The sequence below is a fragment of the Belnapia sp. F-4-1 genome (genome assembly GCF_000802185.1).
In the GTDB taxonomy this organism is placed as follows: domain Bacteria; phylum Pseudomonadota; class Alphaproteobacteria; order Acetobacterales; family Acetobacteraceae; genus Belnapia.
Map to the genome: position 1 here is coordinate 1,747,628 of NZ_KN676113.1, position 21,919 is coordinate 1,769,546.

Consider the following 21,919-nt stretch of genomic DNA (forward strand, 5'->3'; position numbering starts at 1 on the left):
AAGATGGGCCCGCGAGGGGGCCCATTTCAAGCACTACATCTGCACGTAGTCGCCATTCCGCCAGACGTAGAAGACGTAATCGGGAACGGTGACATCGCCCTTCCTGTCGAAGGCGATGTCGCCGAGGACGGTCTGCCAGGGGCCGCTTGCCTTCATCGCCTCCGCCACCTTCCTGGCATCGACGCTGTTGACCTTGGCGACGGCGGCGGCCCAGATCTGCACGGCGGCGTAGGTGTAGAGGACGTAGCCCTCGGGATCGATGTTCTTCGCCTTGAAGGTCTGCACCACCTGGGCGGCACTGGCGCGCCGGCGCGGATCGCTGCTGAAGGTCATCAGCGCGCCTTCACCGGCCGCGCCGGTGATCTGCCAGAAATCCTTGGTGACGAGGGCGTCGCCGCCGATCAGCGTCACGTTCATCCCCTGCTCCTTGGCCTGGCGCAGGATCAGGCCGGCCTCGGTGTAGTAGCCGCCGACATAGATCACCTCGACGCCCGAGCTCTTGAGCCGTGAGACGAGGGCGTTGTAGTCGCGCTCGCCCGGGTTGTAGGCGGTGTAGACGGTCTCCTGGATGCCGCCGGCGTTGAGCGCCTTCTTGGTCTCGTCGGCCAGGCCCTTCCCGTAGGCCTGATTATCATGGAGGATCGCCACCTTCTTGCCCGGGTAGGTGCGGGCGATGTAGGCGCCGGCGATCTGGCCCTGCTGGTCGTCGCGGCCGCAGACGCGGAAGGTGTTCCAGGCGCCGTCATCGGTGAATTTCGGATTGGTGCTGGCCGGGCTGATCTGCAGCACGCCCTCCTCCGCATAAACCTTGCTGGCGGGGATGGAGCTGCCCGAGCAGTAATGCCCGGCGACCATCGCCACCTTGCGGCCGGCGAGCTGGTTGGCCACGGAGACCGCCTGGCGCGGGTCGCAGGCATCGTCGGCGATCTCGAGGGCGAGCTGGCGGCCGAGCACGCCGCCCTTGGCGTTCATGTCGGCGACGACCTGCTGGGCGCCGGTCTTCATCTGCTCGCCGGCAGCGGCGTTGGAGCCGGTCATCGGCCCGGCGCAGGCCAGGCGGATCGGGCCGCCCTGGGCGAAGGCCGGGCGGATCAGGGCCGGGCTGGCGAGCGCAATGCCGGCAGTGCCGGCGATCAGTCCCCTGCGATTGAGCATTGTCTGCTTTCCCTGCTGATGCCGCTGCCGTCAGGGCAGCTTGGTTGCGATGTTAGGCGAATGAACCTGGCCGCTCCAATGCTCTAGCCGTGGCCCCCGCCGAGATAGGCGTCGCGGATCTCCGGCCGGGCCAGCAGTTCATGCCCCACGCCTTCCATGGTGATGCGCCCGTTGACCAGGACGTAGCCGCGATGCGCGAGGCGGAGCGCCTGGTTGGCGTTCTGCTCGACCAGCAGCACGGTCAGCCCCGTGCTCTCGTTGAGCTGGCGGATGGCGCCGAAGATCTGCCGCACGACCAGCGGCGCCAGGCCGAGCGAGGGCTCGTCGAGCAGCAGCAGCCGCGGCTTCGACATCAGCGCGCGGCCGATGGCGAGCATCTGCTGCTCGCCGCCCGAGAGCGTACCGCCGCGCTGGCCCAGGCGTTCCTTGAGGCGCGGGAAGAGGGCGAAGACCTGCTCCAGCTGCGGCGTCGGGTCGCCCTTGACCAGCGCCTGGGCGCCCATCAGCAGGTTCTCCTGCACCGACATGCGCGGGAAGATGCGCCGGCCCTCGGGCGACTGGGCGACGCCGCGGCGCATGGTGAGGTGCGTCGCTTCGCCGGTGATGTCCTCGCCGCCGAGGATGATGCGTCCGGCGCGCGGCCTGGGCGAGCCGCAGATGGTCATCAGCAGCGTTGACTTGCCGGCGCCGTTGGCGCCGATCAGCGTCACGATCTCGCCCGGCATGACCTGCAGCGAGACATCGGAGAGCGCCTGCACCGCGCCGTAGCCGGCGGAGACGCAATCGACTTCGAGAAGCGGGGTGGTCATGCGGAGGCCGCCTCCTCCTCATCCTCGCCGAGATAGGCGGCGATGACCTTGGCGTTGCCGCGCACCTCGGCCGGCGTGCCGTCGGCGATCAGCACGCCATGGTCGAGCACCACGACGCGGTCGCTGATGCGCATGACGACGCCCATGTCGTGCTCGATGAGGAGGATGGAGGTGCGCTCCGCCCGGATGTCGAGCAGCAGCCGCGCCAGCTCGTCGGATTCGCGCGGGTTGAGGCCGGCGGCCGGCTCGTCGAGGCAAAGCAGGGCGGGCCCGGTGCACATGGCCCGCGCGATCTCCAGCCGGCGCTGCTGGCCGTAGGGCAGGGCGCCGGCCGGGTCGTCCGCGCGATCCATCAGGTTGGTGGCGGTGAGCCAGCGCTTCGCCAGCTCCACCGCCTGGCGCTCGGCCTTGGGATAGCCGGAAAGGCCGAGCACCGCGCCGATGCCCCAGCCAGTGGAGGCCATCAGCCGGTTGTGCTGGGCGATCAGCAGGTTCTCCAGCGCCGTCATGCCGGGGAAGAGGCGGATGTTCTGGAAGGTGCGGGCGACGCCGGCGCGGGCGATGCGGTGGCCGGCCAGGCGTTGCAGCTCGGTCGGCGGCTCGCCCCGCTTGTGCAGGCGGATGATGCCCTCGCTCGGCCGGTAGAAGCCGGTGACGCAGTTGAAGAGCGTCGTCTTGCCCGCGCCGTTCGGTCCGATCAGCGCGGTGATTTCCCCGCTCCCCGCCGCGAAGGAGACGCCCGAGACGGCGGTGAGGCCGCCGAAGCGCATGGTGAGGCCTTGCACCTCGAGGATGGGGTGGCTCATCCGTGCCCCTCCCCGACCAGTTTGCCGTCGATCGCCCGTCGCTTGCCGAGCGCGATGGAGGGGGTGCGCGTCCCCACCAGCCCGCGTGGCCGCAGGACCATGATGACGACCATGGCGCCGCCGAAGACGAGCATCCGCCACTCCTGCAGGTCGCGGAAGATCTCCGTCCCGCCGATCAGCACGAGCGCCGCGACGGCGACGCCGATCTGGCTGCCCAGCCCGCCGAGCACGACGATCGCCAGGATGATGGCGCTCTCGATGAAGGTGAAGCTCTCCGGGCTGATGAAGGCCTGGCGCGTGGCGAAGAAGGCGCCGGCGAAGCCGCCGAACATCGCACCGAGCGCGAAGGCCGTCAGCTTGGTGACGGTGACGTTGATCCCGAGGGCACGGCAGGCGATCTCGTCCTCGCGCAGCGCTTCCCAGGCGCGGCCGAGCGGCTGGCGGCGCAGCCGGATCGTCACCCAATTGGTCAGCAGGGCGAGCGCCAGGATCAGGTAGTAGAGGAAGATGACGCGGTGGGTGGAGGAAGGCTCCAGCCCGAAGAAGCCGGCGAAGGTGCCCTCGCCGCCCGCCATGCTGAAGGGCAGGCCGAAGAAGGAGGGGCGGGGGATGCCGCTGATGCCGTTCGGCCCGCCGGTCAGGCTGACCCAGTTGAGCAGGACGACGCGGATGATCTCGCCGAAGGCGAGTGTCACGATGGCGAGGTAGTCGCCCCGCAGCCGCAGCACCGGGAAGCCGAGCAGCACACCCCAGAAGGCGGCGAGGATGCCGGCCAGCGGCAGGCAGACCCAGAAGGAAAGGCCGAAATACTGCGCCAGCAGCGCATAGGAGTAGGCCCCGACGGCATAGAAGGCGACATAGCCGAGGTCGAGCAGCCCCGCGAGGCCGACGACGATGTTGAGCCCCCAGCCGAGCATCACATAGGTCAGCACCAGGATGCCGAGGTCGAGCCAATAGCGGTCGATGCCCGGGATCGCCGGCAGCACCAGCGCGAAGGCGAGGAAGGCCGGCGCCGCCAGCCGCCCCGCCTGTTGCAGCCGCTGCGTCCATGGCCCGGCGGAGGTGCTGGGGCGCAGGCCCGTGCGCCCGGTCCAGAGCACCAGCGCCAGCCGGCCGAGGAAGACGAGGCCGATGAGGATCGCCGCATCGGCCCAGCGGTAGCGCAGCACCAGCGCGCCGGCGCTGCCGACATCGGTGCGGAGCGCCACGAGCGGGATGAAGAGCAGGGCGGCGACGACGGCCCCGATCGAGGCATCCTTCAGAGCCAGCTGCAGCCTCATACCTTCTCCACCTCCTGCCGGCCGAGCAGCCCGGTGGGCAGGAAGATCAGCGTCAGCACGAGGATGGAGAAGGCGGCGACATCCTTGTACTGCACGCTGAAATAGGCCGACCAGAAGGTCTCGATCAGCCCGATCAGCAGCCCGCCGAGCACCGCCCCGGGCAGCGAGCCGATGCCGCCTAGCACCGCTGCGGTGAAGGCTTTCACCCCGGCGAGGAAGCCGATGTAGAAATCGATCACGCCGTAGCGCAGCAGGTACATCGTGCCGGCGACGGAGGCGAGCGCGGCGCCGATGACGAAGGTGAGGCTGATGGTCTTGTCGGTGTCGATGCCGAGCAGCGAGGCCATCTTGCGGTCCTGCTCGCAGGCCCGCATGGCGCGGCCGAGCGGCGTCCGCGTCACCAGGATGGTGAAGACGGCGAGCACGGCGAGCGTCACGCCGATGATCATCATCTGCGTATAGGCGAACTGGACGACGAAGCCTTCCTCGCGCATCACCTCGACGCCGCCGGGCACCAGCGTCTCCATCGGCTTCACCCGTGCGCCCTGGCTGACCTGGACGAAATTCTGCAGCACGATGGAGAGGCCGATGGCCGAGATCAGCGGCGCCAGGCGGAAGCTGCCGCGCAAGGGCCGGTAGGCGATGCGCTCGATCGCCCAGCCATAGATGCCGGTGATGACGACGGAAAGGAGCAGCACCAGGATGATGCCGGCGGGCCCACCCATGACCCCGCCCATGGAGAGCAGCAGCACCGCGATCAGCGACAGGAAGGCGCCGATCATGAACACGTCGCCATGCGCGAAATTGATCATGCCGATGATGCCGTAGACCATGGTGTAGCCCACGGCGATCAGGCCGTAGATCATCCCCAGGCTGATCCCGTTGATCAGCTGCTGCAATGCATAGGCCAAGAAGTCCTCCAGCCCGTGTTTCCCTGTTGCCCCGAAGCTAGCCATGCCCGCGGCTGCGGCATAGGGGAAGTTGCCGTCCTGCGGGGAGAGGGCGATGATCCCTGCCCGATCCATGAGCGGAGGAAACAGGGTAATGGCTTCCGATTCGGCAATCCCACCCGATGACGGCCGCAGCGGCCGGCTGCCGCCGATCCCGGAGGAGCGGCTGACCGAGGCGCAGCGGCGGGGCGCGGGCGGCATCGCCGGCGGGCCGCGCGGCGGGCTGCGCGGGCCCTTTCCGGCCCTGCTGCGGAGCCCGGACCTGGCCGACCGCTTCCAGAAGGTCGGCGAGTATCTGCGCTTCAACAGCTCCATCCCGACGGCGCTGAACGAGCTGGCGATCCTGGTCACGGCGCGCACCTGGTCGGCGCAGTTCGAGTGGTATGCGCACCATCTGCTGGCGATGAAGGCCGGGCTGCCGCCCGCCATCGCCGAGGCCATCGCCGAGGGGCGCCGGCCGGAGGGCATGGATGCCAAGCAGTCCATCGTCTACGACTTCTGCACCGAGCTGCACACGACCCATCAGGTCTCGGATGCCACCTATGCCGCGGCGCGGGAGCATTTCGGCGAGCAAGGCGTCGTCGACCTGCTGGGCGTCAGCGGCTACTACGTGGCGGTGGCGATGATCCTCAACGTCGCCCAGGTGCCGCTGCCGCCGGGTGTGCCGGAGCCGCTGAAGCCCTTGCCCCAGGGTTGACCGGGGCAGGGCCGGGGCTAGGCTGACGCCTGTCCAAGGAACCGCCGCGAAGGGCGGGACAGCAGCGGGAGGAGCGTTTGCAGCACCACGTCACGGATGGCCGGGCCGGGCCGGAACCCTTGCGCGATCCCGCCAGCCTGCGCCGCCTGCTGTCCCCCCGCAGCGTCGCCGTGGTCGGCGTCTCGGCCGACCCGATCGGGTTCGGCGCTCGCAGCATCGGCAACATGCGCGGCTTCGATGGGCCGGTCTGGGCAGTGAACCCGAAATATGCCGGGCAGGAGCTGCACGGCTTCCCCTGCGTCGGCAGCATCGCCGACCTGCCGCAGGCACCGGATTGCGTGCTGCTCGCCCTGCCGCGCACCGGCATCATGCCGGCGGTGGAGGCCTGCATCGAGAAGGGTGCGGGCGGCATCATCGCCTTCGCATCGGGTTATGGCGAAACCGGGCTTGCCGACCGCGTCGCGGAGGAGGAGGCGCTGCGCGAACGCTGCCGCGCTGCGGGCCTGCCGCTGGTCGGCGTCAACTGCCTCGGCATCGTCGACCACGTGCTGAGGGCCGGCGTCACCTTCATGCCGGAATATGCGCGGCTGACGGCGCCGCCGGGCGGCGTCGCCATCACCAGCCAATCGGGTGCGCTCGGCTATGCGCTGATGCAGGCGGCCGAGCGCGGTTTCTCCGTCTGCCATATGACGACGGCGGGGAATGCGACGGACCTCGATGTCTGCGACCTCGCTGCCTACCAGCTCTCCATGCCGGAATGCCGCGCGGTGGCGCTGGCGGTCGAGGGCCTGCGCGACGGGCGGCGGTTGGCGCTGCTCGGCGAGGCGGCGCGGCAGGCGGGCAAGCCCATCGTCGTGCTGAAGCTCGGACGCGGCGAGGCGGGGGCGGCGGCGGCCGTGTCGCATACCGGCTCGCTGGCGGGCAGCGCCGCCGCCTGGTCGGCCGCCTTCCGCCGTGCCGGCATGGTCGAGGTGGAGGATTTCGACGCGCTGCTGGAAACGGCCGGGATGTTCGCCAAGGCACCGCCGCCGACGGCGCCGGGCGTTGCCATCATCACCCCCTCGGGCGGCGCCGGCATCATGGCGGCCGACCATGCGGAGGCGCTCGGCCTCGCCATGCCGCAGCCCATGCCGCAGACCGAGGCCGTGCTGCGCGCCGCCATCCCGGATTTCGGTGCTCCCCGCAATCCCTGCGACCTCACCGCCCAGGTCGCCTCCAACCCGGCCAGCTACGATGCCTGCATGGAGGCCATGCTGACCGACCCGCAATACGGCTGCGCGGTGATGCCGGTGGTTTATTCGCACCATGCCTCGACCCAGGTGCGGATGGAGCAGCTCCGCCCCTATGCGCGCAAATTCGGCAAGCCGCTGCTGATCGCCTGGATTCCGGAGCAACTCGAGGGGCCGGGCGCCGTCGCCGCGGATTCGGTGCCGGAGCTGATCCTTTTCCGCTCCATGCGTAGGCTGATGAATGCCGTTCGGCTCTGGCTGGAGTATCACGGACGGCAGCCGATGGCGCCGGCGGCGCGGCCGGCGGGGCTGGAGGCGGCGCTGGCCGGGCTGCCTGCCGGCGAGGCGGTGCTGATGGAGGCGGAAGCCAAGACGCTGTTCGCCAAGGTCGGCGTGCCGGTGGTGGAGGAGCGCCGCGCCGCAACGGCGGCCGAGGCCGCTGAAGCGGCGGCCGGGCTCGGCTTCCCCGTGGTGCTGAAGCTCGACAGCCCGGACATCGCGCACAAGACCGAGGTGGGAGGGGTGAAGCTGAACCTCGCCGACCGGGCGGCGGTGGAGGCGGGTTTCGCTGCCATCATGGCTTCGGCCGGGCAACACGCGCCCGAGGCCCGGCTCGACGGCGTGCTGATCCAGCGCATGTCCCGCCCCGGGATGGAGCTGATCCTCGGCGCCCGGCGGGACGGGCAATTCGGCCCGCTCGTCCTGGTCGGCACCGGCGGGGTGCAGGCCGAGCTCTGGCGCGACGTGGCTCTCGACCTCGCTCCGGTCAGCCCCGAACGGGCGGAGGAGATGCTGCGGAGCCTGAAGGGCTTCCCGCTGCTCGATGGCTTCCGCGGCAGCCCGCGCGCCGATATCGGCGCCATTGCCCGCGCCGTCTCCGCCTTCTCCGTGCTGGTGGCGGAGGCGGGGCCGCGCATCCAGGAGGCGGAGGTCAATCCGCTGATCTGTGGCGACTGGGGCTGCCTCGCCGTCGATGGATTGGTGCGGTGCAGCGGATGACATATCAGCCCGCCATGGCGTAGCATCCGCCCGCGCCAGCGGGGGGAGCCGCACTGGATGAAGGTTTACGAGGGCGGCCGCGGCCTGGCCGGCGCGGAGGTGACGGTCGACGGTGCGCCGCTCGATCCGCGCTTCGACCTGCGCCGCTTCTCCCCGATGGGGTTCGAATGGACCTATGAGGGCGACGGGCCGCGCCAGCTGGCGCTTGCCCTGCTGGCGGACCACCTGGGCGACCCGCAGCGCGCCCAGGCGCTGACGGAGGCTTTCATGCGCGAGGTGGTGGCCGGGCTCGACAATGCCTGGCTGCTGACCTCCGAGGATATCGATGCGGCACTGTCGCGCCTATGAGTTCGGCGCTATGCAATGGGCAAGGGAGCGCACGACTGGCAGCATCGCCGCCAACCGCACGCTCGACCCGCTGGACCACCCTCCCTAAACCCGGCTTTTCGCAGGGCGGATATATCAATGGCGCATTCGACGGGCAGTGGACTGCCGCTGATATGTGGCTTGATATATCTCTTGCATTCAGTGTCGCCGGGCAGCGGTTTCCTGTCAACCGGGCATGTTCTGCCCCCGGCCATATCGCGTAGAAGCTGATCCATGCCCGACCATACGCCACCCCGCCGTGCCCCCTCGCTTCGCCGCAGGCGCAGCAGCGCCGCCGATGCCGCGGCGACCATGACCGAACAGGCCTACCGCGCCATCGAGGAGGCGATCGTCACACTTGCGCTCCAACCGGGCGAGGTGGTGAGCGAGGCGCAGCTCTCCGCCAAATCCGGCTTCGGGCGGACGCCGGTGCGAGAAGCCCTGCAGCGCCTGGCGCGGGAGCGCCTGGTGCGCATCCTGCCCCGGCGGGGGATCGTCGTCGCGCCGGTCGATATCCGCGAGCAGCTGCGGCTGCTGGAGGTCCGGCGGGAGATCGAGCGGCTCACCGCCCGCGCCTCGGCCCGCCGTGCCGATGCCGCGCAGCGTGACCGGCTGCGCGCCATCGCCGATGCGATGGAGGCGGCGGCGGCAACCCGGGACGAGACCGGCTTCCTCCGCCTCGACCGCGAGCTGAACCTGCTGTTGCCGGATGCCGCGCACAACGAGTTCGCCGCGGCTGCCATGGCGCTGATGCATGGGCTGTCGCGGCGCTTCTGGTTCATCCATTGGCGGCGAAGCGCGGGGCTGCCGGAGGCTGCGGCGGCGCATGCGCGCCTTGCCCGCAACATCGCCGACGGCCTGGCGGAGGAGGCGGCGGCAGCCTCCGATGCGCTGATCGACTATATCGAGAGCTTCACCCGGGCGACGGTCGGCCCCGAGCCTTGACCGGCTTGCCTTGACCGCCGTCTCCGCCACATGCTGATATATCAGTAATGGGCGGAGGAACGGCATGGTGGACGGCGCATCGGGCGCGGCCTTGCGGCGCGAGCGGCTTTCCCGACGGCAGCAGGCCTTTCGCGCCGATTTCCGGGCAAAGATCGGGCGGCTCTATCATGGCTGGGCGCATGTCGCGCTGATCTATGCGATCGGCGGTGCGGCCATCTGGTATGCGGCGCGGCAGGTCGAGGCGCCGGCCTGGTACGAGTGGCTGGTGGTGCCCGCGGCCTTTCTCGGCGCCAACCTCTTCGAGTGGTGGATCCACAAATACGTGATGCACCGGCCGGTGCCCGGCTTCATGGGCATCTACAAGCGGCACACGCTGGCGCATCACCAGTTCTTCACCGAGACGGAATACACCATCGACGATGCGCGCGACTTCCGCATCGTCTTCTTTCCGCCCTATGCGCTCATCACCTTCCTCGCCCTGTCGCTGGTGCCCTGCTTCCTGCTGCGGGCGCTTGGCGTTCCGGATGCGGGCTGGCTGCTGCTGATCACCAACACGGCGCTCTACCTCAATTACGAGCTCTTCCACTTCTGCTGCCATGTGAAGGACGACCGGATCGTCCGGCATATCCCCTTCATCAACACCATCCGCCGCCATCATGCCGCGCACCACGACACGGCCATCATGATGGAGCGGAATTTCAACCTGACCTACCCGATCGCCGACTGGTTCTTCGGCACCAGCGACCTGCGGCGCGGGCTGCTCGGCCACTTGGTGAACGGCTATGACGCGACGCATCGGCGGCCGGACCTGAAGCGGGTGCGGCATGGCACCGATGACCCGCGGGCCGGCAAGCCGCGGTTGATGGCGGCGGAATAGGGCGATGGCCGCGCTCTCGCCGCTGGATGGCGGACAAATCAAGACATCCCGCGCGTCGCTGGTCGGCGGCATCGCGGTCGGGGTCGGCGTGGCGCTGCTGTGGGGGGCGCTGGCCTACGACCTGGGCGCCGGGCCGCTCGCTGCCCTGCTGCCTGCCATCCTGGCCGGGATGGTGGCCGGACTTTGGGTCTGGCGTGCGGATCTATAGCGACCAATCTGCAACAGGCGGAACAGTTCCCTCGCCGCCTGCGCAACCGATCCCAACTCTCGTCGTTTCCTGATTGGGTGGAAAGGAACGATCGTGGACCAGGTGGCGCAGGTGGATCCTTTGGCTTCCCGGGCCGGGCCGGAACAGCGGTTGTTGGCCGCGCTGCCCCCCGGATGGCGGGCGGTGGGGCGCTGCCGCCTTGGCCTTGGCGGGCCGGCCGGGGTGGGGATGGGGTGCATGGCTCTCGCCCATCCCGCCGTGGGGCTGGCGCTGATCGACCTCATCCCCAATGCGACACCGAATGCCGAGGCTAGGCTGCGCCGGGCGTTGGAGGCGGCGAACTTCCCCGAGCGATGCCCGGGCACGCTGCCGGTCTGGCATGGCCGGGTGGACCCCTTGATGCTGCGCACCTTGCCGAAAGTGGTGGCTGAGGGATTCGATGCGCTGCCGCCGCTCGGCCTCGGGGGCCCTGAGGGCTGGATCGGCGCGGTGCAGGCTGCACTCGCCAGGGATCCGGCCTGGGAGGTGCCTGGCCGGCCGCGCATTACGACGCCGCCACCTTCCGCACCGGATGTGGCCGAGGAGGATGAGCCCGGCCCGGCACCGCGCCGGCGCCGGACGCGCTGGATCGGCGGTGGCGTGGTCCTGGCCTGCTGCCTGGCCATCGGAATCGCATTGCTGCCGGCCGCCCCGGCGCCGACGCCGCCCAGCCCGCAGCCGGTGGCCGCGGCGCCTGCGCCTGCGTCCGAGCCTCAGCCGGTCCTGGCCGCCCTGCCGCCGCCATCGGCGCCGCCCGCGCCCGAACCCCCGGCAGCGCAGAGCCTGCCGCCGATCGAGCGGGTGGAACTGCCGGTGTTGCGCCCCGTGGAGCCGCCACCGATGCCGGCGGCCAAGCCGCCGCCACCGGAGCCGGTGGTCGAGGAAATCGCCTTGGCCACGCCGCCTCCGGCGCCGCCGCCCCCGCCGCCGCTGCGCCAGGCTGCTGCGCCAAGGCCGCGCATCGACCCGAATTGCAGCCGCGCCCTGTTCCGGTTCCAGCAGGGCGAGCGGCTAACCGCCGCCGAGGAAGCCTTCGTCAGGACGGGCTGCGCCACCCGCCGCTGACGGGAGGCGCCTACCGCAAGCCGGCGTTGATGGCTTCCAACGCGGCCGCCCCCGGCACCAGCGCCGCATCGCCCAGCCGGTTGAGCGGCCGCGCCACCGTGCCGAGATTGGCATGCAGGTCCCGCGGATCGGGGTCGATGAAGAGCAGGCCGGTGACGATCTCGCCCGCCGCCTTCCGCTCGTGCAGGTGGTGCATCGCGGCGACGCGGTCGGTCGGGTCGTACTCCGCATGCAGCTTCCGCAGGCGGAGGATGGAGCCGTCATGCTGCTCCACCTCGCGCACCTCGCCCGGCGCGTAGTCGGCGGTGATCGGCGCGCGGCCGGTGATGACGTCGAGCCGGTTCATCGCCTCGTTGTGCTCGCGGACGAAGTCGTAGCTCTTGGTGGAACCCTCATGGTTGTTGAAGGCGACGCAGGGGCTGATGCAGTCGATGAAGGCCGGCCCGTCATGCCGCATCGCGCCCTTGATGAGGGGCACGAGCTGGTCCTTGTCGCCCGAGAAGCTACGGGCGACGTAGGTGGCACCGAGCTGGAGGGCGATGCCGATGAGGTCGATCGCCTCGTCGGTGTTGACCGTGCCCTTTTTCGCCTTCGACCCCTTGTCCGAGGTCGCCGAGAACTGCCCCTTGGTGAGGCCGTAGACGCCGTTGTTCTCGACGATATAGGCCATGTTCACGCCGCGGCGGATGCTGTGGGCGAACTGGCCGAAGCCGATCGAGGCGCTGTCGCCATCGCCCGAGACGCCGAGATAGAGCAGCTCCCGGTTGGCGAGGTTGGCGCCGGTCAGCACGCTTGGCATCCGGCCATGGACCGAGTTGAAGCCGTGCGAGGCGCCGAGGAAGTAGTCCGGCGTCTTGGACGAGCAGCCGATGCCGGACATCTTGGCCACGCGGTGCGGCTCGATATCGAGTTCGAAGCAGGCCTGGATGATGGCGGCGCTGATGCTGTCATGCCCACAGCCGGCGCAGAGGGTGCTGATCGCCCCCTCGTAGTCGCGCCTGGTGTAGCCGAGCGCGTTGGTCGGCAGCTTCGGGTGGTGCAGCCTGGGTTTGGGGAGGAAGCTCATTCCGCGGCTGCTCCGGCGAAGGGAAGGATCTGGGCCAGCACCTTGTCGCCGATGGCGGCGCGGATGAAGCGCGCGGTGATCGGCGTCCCGTCATAGTGCAGCACAGGGATGAGCTGCTGGGGGGCGATGCTGCACTCGTTCATCAGCAGGGTCCGCAGCTGGGCGTCGCGGTTCTGCTCGACGACGAAGACCTGGTCGTGGGCGGCGACGAACGCCTCCACATCCTGGTAGAAGGGGAAGGCGCGGATGCGCAGCGCATCGACATGGATGCCCTCCGCCTCCAGCGCCGCCAGCGCCTCCTTCATGGCGGCGGAAGAGCTGCCGTAGTAGATCACGCCGGTGCGGGTCGGCTCCTTCGCCTGGCGCAGCACGGGGCGCGGGACGATGCCCTTCGCTGTCTCGAATTTCTGCAGCAGGCGCTGCATGTTGTCGACATAGGCGGCGCCGACCTCGGTGTATTTGGCGAAGCGGTCGCGCGAGGTGCCGCGGGTGAAAAAGGCGCCCTTGCTGGGGTGCGTCCCCGGATAGGTACGGTAGGGGATGCCATCCCCATCGGAGTCGAGGTAGCGGCCGAAGACGCGCCCGGCCTCCAGCTCCTCCGCCGTCATCACCTTGCCGCGGTCCATCCGCCGGTTGTCGTCCCAGGCGAAGGGCTCGCAGAGCCAGTCGTTCATGCCGATATCGAGGTCGAGCAGCACGAAGACCGGCTGCTGCAGCCGGTCGGCAAGGTCGAAGGCATCGGCGCCGAAGGCGAAGCACTCATGCGGGTCCTCGGGGAAGAGGACGATGTGCTTGGTGTCGCCATGGCTGGCATAGGCCGCCGCCAGCACATCGGATTGCTGGGTGCGGGTCGGCATGCCCGTGCTGGGGCCGGCCCGCTGCACGTCGAAGATCACGGAGGGGATCTCGGCGAAGTAGGAGAGGCCGACGAATTCCTGCATCAGCGAGATGCCCGGGCCCGAGGTCGCGGTGAAGGCCCGCGCCCCGTTCCAGGCGGCACCGATGACGACGCCGATGGAGGCCAGCTCATCCTCCGCCTGGACGATGGCGTAGCGCTTGCGCCCGTCCGGGTCGGTACGGAATTTCTTGGCGTAGCGCTCGTACCCTTCGGCCAATGAGGTCGAGGGCGTTATCGGGTACCAGGCGCAGACCGTCGCGCCGCCATAGACCGCGCCGAGCCCGGCCGCACTGTTGCCGTCGACATAGATGCGGTTGCCGACCCTGTCGGCGCGCTCCAGCGTCAGGCCGATGGGGCAGGCGAGGTTCGCTAAGGCCCAGTCGCGGCCCATCTGGAAGGCATCGCGGTTCGGCTTGGCCAGCTTCTCCTTGCCCTTGTACTGCTCGGAGAGCAGCGTCTCCACCACCGCCGGGTCGATCTGCAGCAGGGCGGAGAGCGCCCCGACATACATGATGTTCTTGAAGAGCTGCCGCTGCCGCGCATCGGTATAGGCCGCGTTGCACATCTCGGTCAGCGGCACGCCGATGACATGGATATCCTCGCGGAAACGGCTCTGCGGCACCGGCCGCGTGCTGTCGTAGAAGAGGTAGCCGCCCGGGTCGATCTCGGCGACGTCGCGCTCCCAGGTCTGCGGGTTCATCGCCACCATGAGGTCGACGCCGCCGCGCCGGCCAAGATGCCCCTCGCCGGAGACGCGCACCTCGAACCAGGTCGGCAGGCCCTGGATGTTGCTCGGAAAGATGTTGCGCGAGGCGATGGGGATGCCCATGCGCAGGATCGCCTTGGCAAAGAGCTGGTTGGCGCTTGCCGAGCCCGAGCCGTTCACATTGGCGAATTTGACGACGAAGTCGTTCGTCGCGGTCACCGGGCTGCGCATGCGTGCACCCTTTCGGCCTTGGGCTTTGCGCTCTCGAGAAGGAATTTTTGCATGTCCCAGGCGCCGGTCGGGCAGCGCTCGGCGCACATGCCGCAATGCAGGCAGACATCCTCGTCCTTCGCCATGACGCGCCCGGTCTTCAGCCCGTCCGCGACATAGATCGCCTGCTCCAGGTTGTGCGCCGGCATCTTCAGCCGGTCGCGCAGCTCCATCTCCTCGCCATCGGCGGTGAAGGTGATGCAGTCCACCGGGCAGATATCGACGCAGGCATCGCACTCGATGCAGAGCTTGGCGCTGAAGACGGTCTGCACGTCGCAGTTCAGGCAGCGCTGCGCCTCCTTGAAGGCCAGCTCCCGGTCGTAGCCCAGTTCCACCTCGGTCTTGATGTCGCGCAGCGCCACCTCGTTCTCGGCATGCGGCACCTTGAAGCGCAGGTCGAGCGAGACCGCGCTGTCGTAGCTCCACTCGTGGATGCCCATCTTCTGGCTGGACATCGCCACATCTGGTGGCGGCCGCAGCGCCACGTCCTCGCCGCGGCAGAAGAGGTCGATGGAGACGGCGGCCTGATGGCCATGCGCCACCGCCCAGATGATGTTCTTCGGCCCGAAGGCCGCGTCGCCGCCGAAGAAGACCTGCGGCAGCGTCGACTGCAGGGTCTCCTCATTGAGCTGCGGCAGCCCCCAGCGGTCGAAGGCGATGCCGAGATCGGGCTCGATCCAGGGGAAGGCATTCTCCTGGCCGATGGCGACCAGCACGTCGTCCGCCTCGATGGTCACGTCAGGCTCGCCGGAGGGGACGAGCTGGCGGCGGCCGCGGGCGTCGCGCTCCGCCTTCACCGCCTCAAAGACCATGCCGGTGAGGCGGCCGTCCTCGTGCAGCACCTGCTTCGGCACCAGGAAGTTGCGGATGGGGATGCCCTCCTTCAGCGCATCCTCCTTCTCCCAGGGGCTCGCCTTCATCTCCTCGAAGCCGGAGCGGACGACGACCGTCACCTCCTCGCCGCCGAGGCGCCGGGCGGAGCGGCAGCAATCCATGGCCGTGTTGCCGCCGCCGAGCACGATCACGCGCCGGCCGACCTTCTCGACATGCCCGAAGGAGACGGAGGAGAGCCAGTCGATGCCGATATGGATGTTGGCCGCAGCCTCGCGCCGGCCCGGCACGTCGAGGTCCCGCCCACGCGGCGCCCCGGCGCCGACGAAGACGGCATTGTAGCCCTCGGCGAGCAGCGCCCGCAGGCTGCCGACCCGCTCGTTATAGTGGGTGACGACGCCGCCGCGGCCGGTGATGTAGCCGACCTCCTCGTCGATCACGCTCTCCGGCAGGCGGAAGCGCGGGATCTGGCTGCGGATGAAGCCGCCGCCCTTCGCCTGTTCGTCATAGATGTGCACCTCGTAGCCGAGCGGGGCGAGGTCGCGCGCGACGGTCAGGCTCGCCGGCCCGGCGCCGATGCAGGCGAGGCGGCGGCCGTTGCCGACAGCGGGGATGGGCGGCATCCGCCCCAGCACATCCTCCTTGTTGTCGGCGGCGACGCGCTTGAGGCGGCAGATGGCGACCGGCTCCTCCTCGACGCGCCCGCGCCGGCAGGCCGGCTCGCAGGGGCGGTCGCAGGTGCGGCCGAGCACGCCGGGGAAGACGTTGGAGTGCCAGTTGACCATGTAGGCGTCGGAATAGCGCCCGGCGGCAATCAGCCGGATGTATTCGGGCACGGGCGTATGGGCCGGGCAGGCCCATTGGCAATCGACGACCTTATGGAAATAGTCGGGATTGCTGATGTCGGTCGGCGTCACGCGCGCGACTTCCCTGGACGCATTTTGTATTCCTCCTGCCGGCCTCTGCGGGCCCATGGCAGGGAGCTTGCCCCAAGCCCGGTAGGCCCGCAACGACCTGATCGCAGCCGTGCCGAAGCCCCGCTTGCGGCCCCGCTGGCCCCCGCCGATGATGCGCCATGGGCCAGGGGAGGGGCGGTGGATGAAGCTCATCAGCTTCGCGATCGACGGCGAGGCGCGGTATGGCGCGGTGGAAGGGGAGATGGTGATCGACCTCACCGCGCGGCTTGGGAGGCGCTTCCCGAGCCTCCTGGCGCTGATCGAAGCGGATGCGCTGGCGGAAGCGCAAGCGGCCCTCGCCACGCCCGGCCCGCGCCATGCACTCGCCGACATCGCCTGGCGCGAGCCGATCCCCGAGGCCCGCCGCATCTTCTGCGTCGGCGCCAACTACCCGAAGATCCACCCGACCGGCGGCGTGGTCAGCGGCCCGGAATTCCCCGCCATCTTCCAGAAGCCGGCCGAGACGCTGGTGCCGCACAAGGCGTCGTTGCAGGCGCCGACCGCCTCGCGCCAATTCGACTACGAGGGGGAGCTGGCCTTCGTCATCGGCCGTGGCGGCGCCAATATTCCGCCTGGCGAGGCTCTTTCCCACATCGCGGGCTATGCTTGCCTGAACGATGGCTCGGTGCGGGACTTCCAGAAGCACAGCGTCTGGGCCGGCAAGAATTTCGTGCGCTCCGGCGGCTTCGGCCCCTGGATGGTGACGGCCGACGAGGTGGGCGACCCTGCCGCGCTGACGTTGGTGACGCGGCTGAACGGCGAGGAGGTGCAGCGCACCAGCCTCGACCGCATGTTCTTCAGCGTGCCCGCCATCATTGCCTATCTCTCGGCGGTGACGCCGTTGCTGCCCGGCGACGTTGTCGCCACAGGCTCGCCCGAGGGCAGTGGCGCCACCCGCACCCCACCACGCTGGCTGGCGCCCGGCGACCGGATCGAGGTGGAGGTGGAAAGGGTCGGCGTGCTGGAGAATATCGTCGGCCAGCAACTTTCAACTTGAAGTAGAGTATCCGCTTCAATATTCGTTTGTCCCGTCAGGGTATGCACGCTCCCGTTACGACACGAAATAGTTTCGGGATTCGGGCGGCCTCTTTCGCTACATCATCGATTGCGAGCTCCCAGGTTGCCCAGGGAGCGGCCCGATCCACCGATGCTCGATGAAAGAGGAAGGGATGCGTCTCCTGCTCCTGTTGCCGGCGCTTGTCCTCGCCGGCTGCGCCATGTCCGAGGCCGACCGCCAAGCCGAGGCGGATTTGGCCACGGTCCGCCAAGCGTCCATGTCCAGCCCTGCCCTCACCTGGGAGGAGCTGAACATCCACCCGACGCTCGTCGCTCATCCCTGCTCCGTGGGCACGCTGGTGAATGCCAGCCGCCAGATCGTCGGCTATTGCCGCGCCGGCCGCCAGTGCCGGACGATGGACTGGCGCCCCGTCGTCGCCGGCTGTACGGAACCGCAGATCCGCCAGACCAGCGCCCCGGCGCGCACCGCGGCTCTCGATACGAGCCGGTAACCTCCATTGCGGCCCGCCCCCGGCGCGGTACACCGGGGGCGTGCTGCATCTCATCAAGCTCTCGGTCGGCCCCAAGGATGTGGGGCAGCTCCGGGCCATCCAGGCCCGGCGGGCGGTGGCCGAGCCGCCGCTCCGCCACCAGACCCGGATGATGCCGAAGCGCGCCGCGGAGATCCTCGCCGGTGGCTCGATCTACTGGGTGATCGCTGGCTTCGTGCAGGTGCGCCAGCGCATCATCGACATCCTCGAGGAGGAATGGGACGACGGCTCCCGCTGCGCCGGCCTGGTGCTTGATCCGGAACTGGTCGCCGTCGCCGCCCGGCCGGTGAAGCCTTTCCAGGGATGGCGCTACCTGGAGCCGGAGGCCACCCCGGCGGATGTCGTCGCCGGCATCGAGGGCGAGGGGGCCGAGGCCATGCCGGAGCGCCTGCGCGCCGAGCTTCGCGCCCTCGGCCTGCTGTAGCCGGATGACGCGTCGGTAAGCCGCTACGCGCGCGGGCGTCTGCGGAGTAAGCCGGCACTCCCGGCTGCTGCGAAACCCTCGGGCAATCTGGAAGCCCGTCACCTGCTCTTCGTCTTCTTCCTCGGCCTGGGCTTCTACCTCACCATCCCGACCGAGGTCGGGCTGTCGGGGATGCCGAACCTTCACAGAATGCGGTCCGCCTCGCTCTCCAGCCCTGTCTTCATCTCGGTGGTCTTCCCGGCGGTGACCCACCTGTTCGGCCGGCCGGCGGCGCTACGGCGGGAGGTCCCGCGGGGGGCGGCGAAGGCCCGGTCGGGCGCCTCAGCCGCGCAGCAGCGCGTTGCGCAAGCGGCTGACCTCGTCACGGAGGCGGCCGAGTTCCGCTTCGGTCATCCCGGTCGCGGCCTGCATGCAGGCTGGGACGTCTGCCGCCCGCTCGCGCAGCGCGCGGCCCTGCCCGGTGAGCGTGATGCGCAACTGCCGCTCATTCGCCGGGTCCCGCTGCCGGTGCAGCAGGCCCTGTGCCTCCAGCCGCTTCAGCAGCGGGGTCAGCGTACTGGAATCAAGAAAGAGGCGCTCGCCCAGGGCGCCGAGCGTCACCCCGTCTTCCTCCCACAGCGCCACCATGACCAGGTATTGCGGGTAGGTCAGGCCCAGCGGCTCCAGCAGCGGCTTGTAGGCGCGGCTCAGCGCATGCCCGGCCGAATGGACGGCGAAGCAGGCAAAATCCTTCAGGGTGGGACGGGTTTCCGGCATCGGGTTCTCCACCCGGCACAATAGATCGCGCACCAAGGGATCGCGCACCCATAAATTGCATGGCGGCCATGCAGGTTTGCGGGTCGCACACAAACAAATCGCGTGCAAATTTTGTCCCGTTCCAAGACCACAGGAGCCGCAGATGTCCGTCAACGTCCTCTACCGCACCCAAGCCACCGCCACCGGCGGCCGCGACGGCCATGCCGCCACGGCCGATGGCAGCCTCGATGTCCGCCTCGCCACGCCGAAGGAGCTTGGCGGCGCCGGCGGCCCGGGCAACAACCCCGAGCAGCTCTTTGCCGCGGGCTACTCGGCCTGCTTCCTCGGTGCGATGAAGTTCGTGGCCTCCCAGGGCGGCCCCAAGGTGCCGGCCGATGCGAGCGTCACAGCCCAGGTGGGGATCGGCCCCCGCTCCGAGGGCGGCTTCGGCCTTGAGATCGGCCTGACCATTGCCCTCCCCGGTCTGCCGCGCGCGGAGGCGGAGGCGCTGGTGCAGAAGGCGCACCAGGTCTGCCCTTACTCGAACGCCACCCGCAACAACGTCGACGTCAAGCTGACCGTCGCCTGAGGCTTGACCGCCATGGCGAGTGGCGGACACCCTCCGCCCGCCATGGCCGATGCCCCGCCCGACCCGCCCCAGACCCCGGCCGACCGGGCCCGCGCCGAGCGCGAGGCCCGGCTCGCCACCGCCCTCCGTGCCAATCTCCGCCGCCGCAAGGCCCAGGCCCGCGGCCGGGAGGAGGCGCCGGCCCCTCCGCCGGCCGCGGAGGACGAGGCCGACTGAGCCCTTCGCCGATCCGGCGCATTCCGCTAGAGGGAGGGCCTTCAGGCCGCCGTCGCGGCACCTCTGCGTGGAACCTCTCGGCATGAGCATCAAGAACGACCGCTGGATCCGCCGGATGGCCGAAGACCACGGGATGATCGAGCCCTTCGAGCCGGGCCAGGTGCGCGAGGTCGAGGGACGCCGGGTGATCTCCTACGGCCTGTCCTCCTACGGCTACGACATCCGTTGCTCGCGCCACTTCAAGATCTTCACCAATGTCTATTCGGCGATGGTCGATCCCAAGCACTTCGATCCGCGTAGCTTCGTCGATTTCGAGGGCGATGAATGCATCATCCCGCCCAACTCCTTCGCGCTCGCCGCGACCGTCGAGTATTTCCGCATCCCGCGGAACGTGCTGACGATCTGCCTCTCGAAATCGACCTATGCCCGCTGCGGCATCATCGTGAACGTCACGCCCTTCGAGCCGGAATGGGAAGGGCAGGTGACGCTGGAATTCTCGAACACGACGAATCTCCCGGCCAAGATCTACGCCAATGAGGGCGTCGCCCAGGTTTTGTTCCTGGAATCCGACGAGGTCTGCGAAACCTCCTACCGCGACCGCCAGGGCAAGTACCAGGGCCAGCGGGGGGTGACCTTGCCCCGCACCTGAGCGGGGAACTTGCGGCCTCGCCACCGGGTTGCCCCGCAGCAGGACGGGACGCACCTCCATGACCAAGGCCGTGATCTTCGACGTGGACGGCACGCTCGTCGACACCAACGACTTCCACGCCGCCTCCTGGGCCGAGGTCTTCCGTCGCTTCGGCCATGCGGTGCCGGAGGCCGAGATCCGCGGCCAGATCGGCAAGGGCAGCGACCAGCTCATGCCGTTCTTCCTGCCGCCGGAGGTGGTCGAGCGCGAGGGCGAGGCGATCGCCGAGGCCCGCAGCAAGCTCTTCATGCAGGATTACATCGGCCAGGCGCGGGCCTTTCCCGGCGTGCGCCCGCTGTTCGAGCGGCTGCGCGCGGAGGGCCAGCGCATCCTGCTCGCCAGCTCCGCGAAGGGGGAGGAACTGGAGCGCTACAAGGAGATCGCCGGGATCGCCGACCTGATCGACGGCGCCACCAGCGCCGACGATGCCGAGCACTCCAAGCCCCACCCAGACATCTTCGACGCCGCGCTCGACCAGCTGAAGCCGCTGCCGGCCGCGGCGGCGATCGTGGTCGGCGACTCGCCCTATGATGCCGAGGCGGCCGGCAAGGCCGGACTGCGCTGCGTCGGCCTGCTCTGCGGCGGCTTTCCCAAGGCGGTGCTGAGGGAGGCCGGCTGCATCGCCCTCTACCGCGACCCGGCGGCGCTGCTGGCGGATTATGCGCGCTCGCCCTTGGCGCCCGGGTAAGGGCGGTCCTCTGCGGGCGCATTATCGTCTCCCTCCTGCATCGGTTTTGCGGCTATCCTGTCCGCGCCAGGGGGGAAGGATGGAGGCATGGGCAGGCAGGCGGCGTTGCTTCTCCTGCTGCTGGCGCTCGGCGGCTGCGCGGGCGGGCGGCAGGCTTCGGTTTGGGACGGCAGGCGCGGCTACGATGGCAATGGCGACTACGGCTACAACATCGCCGCCTCCCGGGCCGAGGCGCGGGGCTACCGCGCCGTGGCGGCGCCGGCCTATGCCGTCCCCGGCACGCCGGGCGACCCCTGGGGCCCCTATATCCGCGAGGCGGCGGCGCGCTTCGGCCTGCCGGAGCGCTGGATCCGCGAGGTGATGCGCCAGGAGAGCGGCGGGCGGCTGACCGGCGCGGACGGGCTGCCGATCACCTCGCCGGTCGGGGCAATGGGGCTGATGCAGGTGATGCCGCGCACCTACGACATCCTGCGGCCACGCTACGGTCTCGGCCCCGACCCCTATGCGCCGCGCGACAACATCCTCGCCGGCGCGGCCTATCTGCGCGAGATGCATGACCGCTTCGGCGCGCCGGCCTTTCTCGCCGCCTACAATGCCGGGCCGGAGCGGGTTGCCGATTTCCTCATCGGCGCGCGGATCCTGCCGGACGAGACGATGCGCTACGTCGCGGGCATCGCGCCGCGGCTCGGCATGCCGACCTACGGCAGCGGCGCGGTCGCCGAGGCCGACCGGGCCTATGCGGGCGGCGGGCTGCGGGGAGACGCCTATGCCGGCGGGCCGCAACTCGCGCTGATGCCGGCCGATCCGGCGGACCGCGCCTTCGATGGCGGCGGCCTGGTCACGCCCGATGCGCCGACCGGCCGGCTGCCGGGACGCTGAG

At 69.6% G+C, this 21,919-nt stretch carries 24 protein-coding genes; 15 read left to right on the forward strand and 9 right to left on the reverse strand.

Annotated elements, in window-relative coordinates; translation table 11 throughout:
* Window positions 1-33 precede the first annotated feature (33 nt).
* From LH62_RS08485 to LH62_RS08505, 5 genes are all read right to left on the reverse strand, one after another.
* Window positions 34-1,155: a branched-chain amino acid ABC transporter substrate-binding protein gene (locus LH62_RS08485; RefSeq protein ID WP_043360587.1), complete on the reverse strand. Its 1,122-nt coding sequence runs from the start codon at window positions 1,153-1,155 to the stop codon at window positions 34-36.
* An 83-nt stretch (window positions 1,156-1,238) separates the two neighbouring features.
* Window positions 1,239-1,964: an ABC transporter ATP-binding protein gene (locus tag LH62_RS08490; protein WP_043360589.1), complete on the reverse strand. Its 726-nt coding sequence runs from the start codon at window positions 1,962-1,964 to the stop codon at window positions 1,239-1,241.
* Window positions 1,961-2,770 carry an ABC transporter ATP-binding protein gene (locus tag LH62_RS08495; protein ID WP_043360591.1) on the reverse strand — a complete coding sequence of 270 codons (810 nt, stop codon included), beginning with the start codon at window positions 2,768-2,770 and terminating at the stop codon, window positions 1,961-1,963. The genes LH62_RS08490 and LH62_RS08495 overlap by 4 nt, the downstream gene beginning before the upstream one ends.
* Complete coding sequence (gene livM / locus LH62_RS08500; RefSeq protein WP_043360592.1) at window positions 2,767-4,050, reverse strand: high-affinity branched-chain amino acid ABC transporter permease LivM; 1,284 nt, start codon at window positions 4,048-4,050, stop codon at window positions 2,767-2,769. Before livM ends, LH62_RS08495 begins: the two co-directional genes overlap by 4 nt.
* Window positions 4,047-4,961, reverse strand: coding sequence for an ABC transporter permease subunit (locus LH62_RS08505; RefSeq protein ID WP_043360593.1), 915 nt, complete (start codon window positions 4,959-4,961; stop codon window positions 4,047-4,049). Before LH62_RS08505 ends, livM begins: the two co-directional genes overlap by 4 nt.
* A 133-nt stretch (window positions 4,962-5,094) precedes the next feature.
* On the opposite strand from LH62_RS08505, the gene LH62_RS08510 reads away from it, so the two are divergent.
* The 7 genes from LH62_RS08510 (at window position 5,095) to LH62_RS28195 (ending at window position 11,425) form a co-directional block, all read left to right on the forward strand.
* Window positions 5,095-5,697, forward strand: coding sequence for a carboxymuconolactone decarboxylase family protein (locus LH62_RS08510; RefSeq protein WP_052213978.1), 603 nt, complete (start codon window positions 5,095-5,097; stop codon window positions 5,695-5,697).
* A 77-nt stretch (window positions 5,698-5,774) separates the two neighbouring features.
* The gene (locus LH62_RS08515; protein ID WP_052213980.1) at window positions 5,775-7,925 is read left to right on the forward strand and encodes an acetate--CoA ligase family protein; all 2,151 of its coding nucleotides are present in this window, start codon (window positions 5,775-5,777) and stop codon (window positions 7,923-7,925) included.
* A 57-nt stretch (window positions 7,926-7,982) separates the two neighbouring features.
* Window positions 7,983-8,273 (forward strand): DUF6166 domain-containing protein, encoded by a 291-nt coding sequence (locus LH62_RS08520; RefSeq protein ID WP_043360596.1) that lies wholly within the window; start codon window positions 7,983-7,985, stop codon window positions 8,271-8,273.
* A gap of 252 nt (window positions 8,274-8,525) precedes the next feature.
* On the forward strand, window positions 8,526-9,236 hold the full coding sequence (locus tag LH62_RS08525; protein ID WP_043360597.1) for a GntR family transcriptional regulator: 711 nt from the start codon (window positions 8,526-8,528) through the stop codon (window positions 9,234-9,236).
* Window positions 9,237-9,300: 64 nt separating this feature from the next.
* On the forward strand, window positions 9,301-10,113 hold the full coding sequence (locus LH62_RS08530) for a sterol desaturase family protein (protein WP_052213981.1): 813 nt from the start codon (window positions 9,301-9,303) through the stop codon (window positions 10,111-10,113).
* Window positions 10,114-10,117: 4 nt separating this feature from the next.
* Window positions 10,118-10,321: a hypothetical protein gene (locus LH62_RS08535; RefSeq protein ID WP_043360599.1), complete on the forward strand. Its 204-nt coding sequence runs from the start codon at window positions 10,118-10,120 to the stop codon at window positions 10,319-10,321.
* Between the two features lie 237 nt (window positions 10,322-10,558).
* A complete protein-coding gene (locus LH62_RS28195; protein ID WP_052213983.1) occupies window positions 10,559-11,425 on the forward strand; it encodes a hypothetical protein in 867 nt (288 codons plus the stop codon).
* Window positions 11,426-11,435: 10 nt separating this feature from the next.
* On the opposite strand, the gene LH62_RS08545 is transcribed toward LH62_RS28195, so the two are convergent.
* The 3 genes from LH62_RS08545 to LH62_RS08555 are packed head-to-tail and all read right to left on the reverse strand — an operon-like array spanning window position 11,436 to window position 16,113.
* The gene (locus tag LH62_RS08545) at window positions 11,436-12,491 is read right to left on the reverse strand and encodes a 2-oxoacid:ferredoxin oxidoreductase subunit beta (protein ID WP_043360600.1); all 1,056 of its coding nucleotides are present in this window, start codon (window positions 12,489-12,491) and stop codon (window positions 11,436-11,438) included.
* Window positions 12,488-14,326, reverse strand: a complete 1,839-nt coding sequence (locus LH62_RS08550; protein WP_043360601.1) for a 2-oxoacid:acceptor oxidoreductase subunit alpha — start codon at window positions 14,324-14,326, stop codon at window positions 12,488-12,490. Before LH62_RS08550 ends, LH62_RS08545 begins: the two co-directional genes overlap by 4 nt.
* The gene (locus tag LH62_RS08555; protein ID WP_043360603.1) at window positions 14,311-16,113 is read right to left on the reverse strand and encodes an FAD-dependent oxidoreductase; all 1,803 of its coding nucleotides are present in this window, start codon (window positions 16,111-16,113) and stop codon (window positions 14,311-14,313) included. The genes LH62_RS08550 and LH62_RS08555 overlap by 16 nt, the downstream gene beginning before the upstream one ends.
* Before the next feature lie 181 nt (window positions 16,114-16,294).
* Here LH62_RS08555 and LH62_RS08560 point away from each other — a divergent pair, with 181 nt between their 5' ends.
* The 3 genes from LH62_RS08560 (at window position 16,295) to LH62_RS08570 (ending at window position 18,123) form a co-directional block, all read left to right on the forward strand.
* The gene (locus LH62_RS08560) at window positions 16,295-17,149 is read left to right on the forward strand and encodes a fumarylacetoacetate hydrolase family protein (protein WP_043360604.1); all 855 of its coding nucleotides are present in this window, start codon (window positions 16,295-16,297) and stop codon (window positions 17,147-17,149) included.
* 172 nt (window positions 17,150-17,321) lie between these two features.
* Window positions 17,322-17,660 carry a hypothetical protein gene (locus LH62_RS31920; protein WP_043360605.1) on the forward strand — a complete coding sequence of 113 codons (339 nt, stop codon included), beginning with the start codon at window positions 17,322-17,324 and terminating at the stop codon, window positions 17,658-17,660.
* 40 nt (window positions 17,661-17,700) lie between these two features.
* Window positions 17,701-18,123: a DUF1489 family protein gene (locus LH62_RS08570; RefSeq protein WP_043360607.1), complete on the forward strand. Its 423-nt coding sequence runs from the start codon at window positions 17,701-17,703 to the stop codon at window positions 18,121-18,123.
* 321 nt (window positions 18,124-18,444) lie between these two features.
* Here the strand turns inward: LH62_RS08570 and LH62_RS08575 are convergent, their stop codons facing one another.
* A complete protein-coding gene (locus LH62_RS08575; protein ID WP_082012429.1) occupies window positions 18,445-18,879 on the reverse strand; it encodes a MarR family winged helix-turn-helix transcriptional regulator in 435 nt (144 codons plus the stop codon).
* 142 nt (window positions 18,880-19,021) lie between these two features.
* Here LH62_RS08575 and LH62_RS08580 point away from each other — a divergent pair, with 142 nt between their 5' ends.
* The 5 genes from LH62_RS08580 to LH62_RS32670 all read left to right on the forward strand — a co-directional run bounded on the left by LH62_RS08580 (window position 19,022) and on the right by LH62_RS32670 (window position 21,918).
* The gene (locus LH62_RS08580) at window positions 19,022-19,447 is read left to right on the forward strand and encodes an organic hydroperoxide resistance protein (protein ID WP_043360609.1); all 426 of its coding nucleotides are present in this window, start codon (window positions 19,022-19,024) and stop codon (window positions 19,445-19,447) included.
* Window positions 19,448-19,489: 42 nt separating this feature from the next.
* Window positions 19,490-19,663, forward strand: coding sequence for a hypothetical protein (locus LH62_RS31460; RefSeq protein ID WP_201445449.1), 174 nt, complete (start codon window positions 19,490-19,492; stop codon window positions 19,661-19,663).
* 82 nt (window positions 19,664-19,745) lie between these two features.
* Window positions 19,746-20,312: a dCTP deaminase gene (dcd, locus tag LH62_RS08585; protein ID WP_043360610.1), complete on the forward strand. Its 567-nt coding sequence runs from the start codon at window positions 19,746-19,748 to the stop codon at window positions 20,310-20,312.
* A gap of 58 nt (window positions 20,313-20,370) precedes the next feature.
* A complete protein-coding gene (locus LH62_RS08590; protein WP_043360611.1) occupies window positions 20,371-21,039 on the forward strand; it encodes an HAD family hydrolase in 669 nt (222 codons plus the stop codon).
* A gap of 87 nt (window positions 21,040-21,126) precedes the next feature.
* On the forward strand, window positions 21,127-21,918 hold the full coding sequence (locus LH62_RS32670; RefSeq protein ID WP_052213988.1) for a lytic transglycosylase domain-containing protein: 792 nt from the start codon (window positions 21,127-21,129) through the stop codon (window positions 21,916-21,918).
* Window position 21,919: the final 1 nt, after the last annotated feature.

What these genes read in the sequence shown, in the direction of transcription:
- LH62_RS08485 (WP_043360587.1), bottom strand. Translation starts at nt 1,155, where the DNA reads ATGCTCAATCGCAGGGGACTGATCGCCGGCACTGCCGGCATTGCGCTC.
- LH62_RS08490 (WP_043360589.1), bottom strand. Translation starts at nt 1,964, where the DNA reads ATGACCACCCCGCTTCTCGAAGTCGATTGCGTCTCCGCCGGCTACGGC.
- LH62_RS08495 (WP_043360591.1), bottom strand. Translation starts at nt 2,770, where the DNA reads ATGAGCCACCCCATCCTCGAGGTGCAAGGCCTCACCATGCGCTTCGGC.
- livM (WP_043360592.1), bottom strand. Translation starts at nt 4,050, where the DNA reads ATGAGGCTGCAGCTGGCTCTGAAGGATGCCTCGATCGGGGCCGTCGTC.
- LH62_RS08510 (WP_052213978.1), top strand. Translation starts at nt 5,095, where the DNA reads ATGGCTTCCGATTCGGCAATCCCACCCGATGACGGCCGCAGCGGCCGG.
- LH62_RS08520 (WP_043360596.1), top strand. Translation starts at nt 7,983, where the DNA reads ATGAAGGTTTACGAGGGCGGCCGCGGCCTGGCCGGCGCGGAGGTGACG.
- LH62_RS08525 (WP_043360597.1), top strand. Translation starts at nt 8,526, where the DNA reads ATGCCCGACCATACGCCACCCCGCCGTGCCCCCTCGCTTCGCCGCAGG.
- LH62_RS08530 (WP_052213981.1), top strand. Translation starts at nt 9,301, where the DNA reads ATGGTGGACGGCGCATCGGGCGCGGCCTTGCGGCGCGAGCGGCTTTCC.
- LH62_RS08535 (WP_043360599.1), top strand. Translation starts at nt 10,118, where the DNA reads ATGGCCGCGCTCTCGCCGCTGGATGGCGGACAAATCAAGACATCCCGC.
- LH62_RS28195 (WP_052213983.1), top strand. Translation starts at nt 10,559, where the DNA reads ATGGCTCTCGCCCATCCCGCCGTGGGGCTGGCGCTGATCGACCTCATC.
- LH62_RS08545 (WP_043360600.1), bottom strand. Translation starts at nt 12,491, where the DNA reads ATGAGCTTCCTCCCCAAACCCAGGCTGCACCACCCGAAGCTGCCGACC.
- LH62_RS08550 (WP_043360601.1), bottom strand. Translation starts at nt 14,326, where the DNA reads ATGCGCAGCCCGGTGACCGCGACGAACGACTTCGTCGTCAAATTCGCC.
- LH62_RS08560 (WP_043360604.1), top strand. Translation starts at nt 16,295, where the DNA reads ATGAAGCTCATCAGCTTCGCGATCGACGGCGAGGCGCGGTATGGCGCG.
- LH62_RS31920 (WP_043360605.1), top strand. Translation starts at nt 17,322, where the DNA reads ATGCGTCTCCTGCTCCTGTTGCCGGCGCTTGTCCTCGCCGGCTGCGCC.
- LH62_RS08575 (WP_082012429.1), bottom strand. Translation starts at nt 18,879, where the DNA reads ATGCCGGAAACCCGTCCCACCCTGAAGGATTTTGCCTGCTTCGCCGTC.
- LH62_RS08580 (WP_043360609.1), top strand. Translation starts at nt 19,022, where the DNA reads ATGTCCGTCAACGTCCTCTACCGCACCCAAGCCACCGCCACCGGCGGC.
- LH62_RS31460 (WP_201445449.1), top strand. Translation starts at nt 19,490, where the DNA reads ATGGCCGATGCCCCGCCCGACCCGCCCCAGACCCCGGCCGACCGGGCC.
- dcd (WP_043360610.1), top strand. Translation starts at nt 19,746, where the DNA reads ATGAGCATCAAGAACGACCGCTGGATCCGCCGGATGGCCGAAGACCAC.
- LH62_RS08590 (WP_043360611.1), top strand. Translation starts at nt 20,371, where the DNA reads ATGACCAAGGCCGTGATCTTCGACGTGGACGGCACGCTCGTCGACACC.
- LH62_RS32670 (WP_052213988.1), top strand. Translation starts at nt 21,127, where the DNA reads ATGGGCAGGCAGGCGGCGTTGCTTCTCCTGCTGCTGGCGCTCGGCGGC.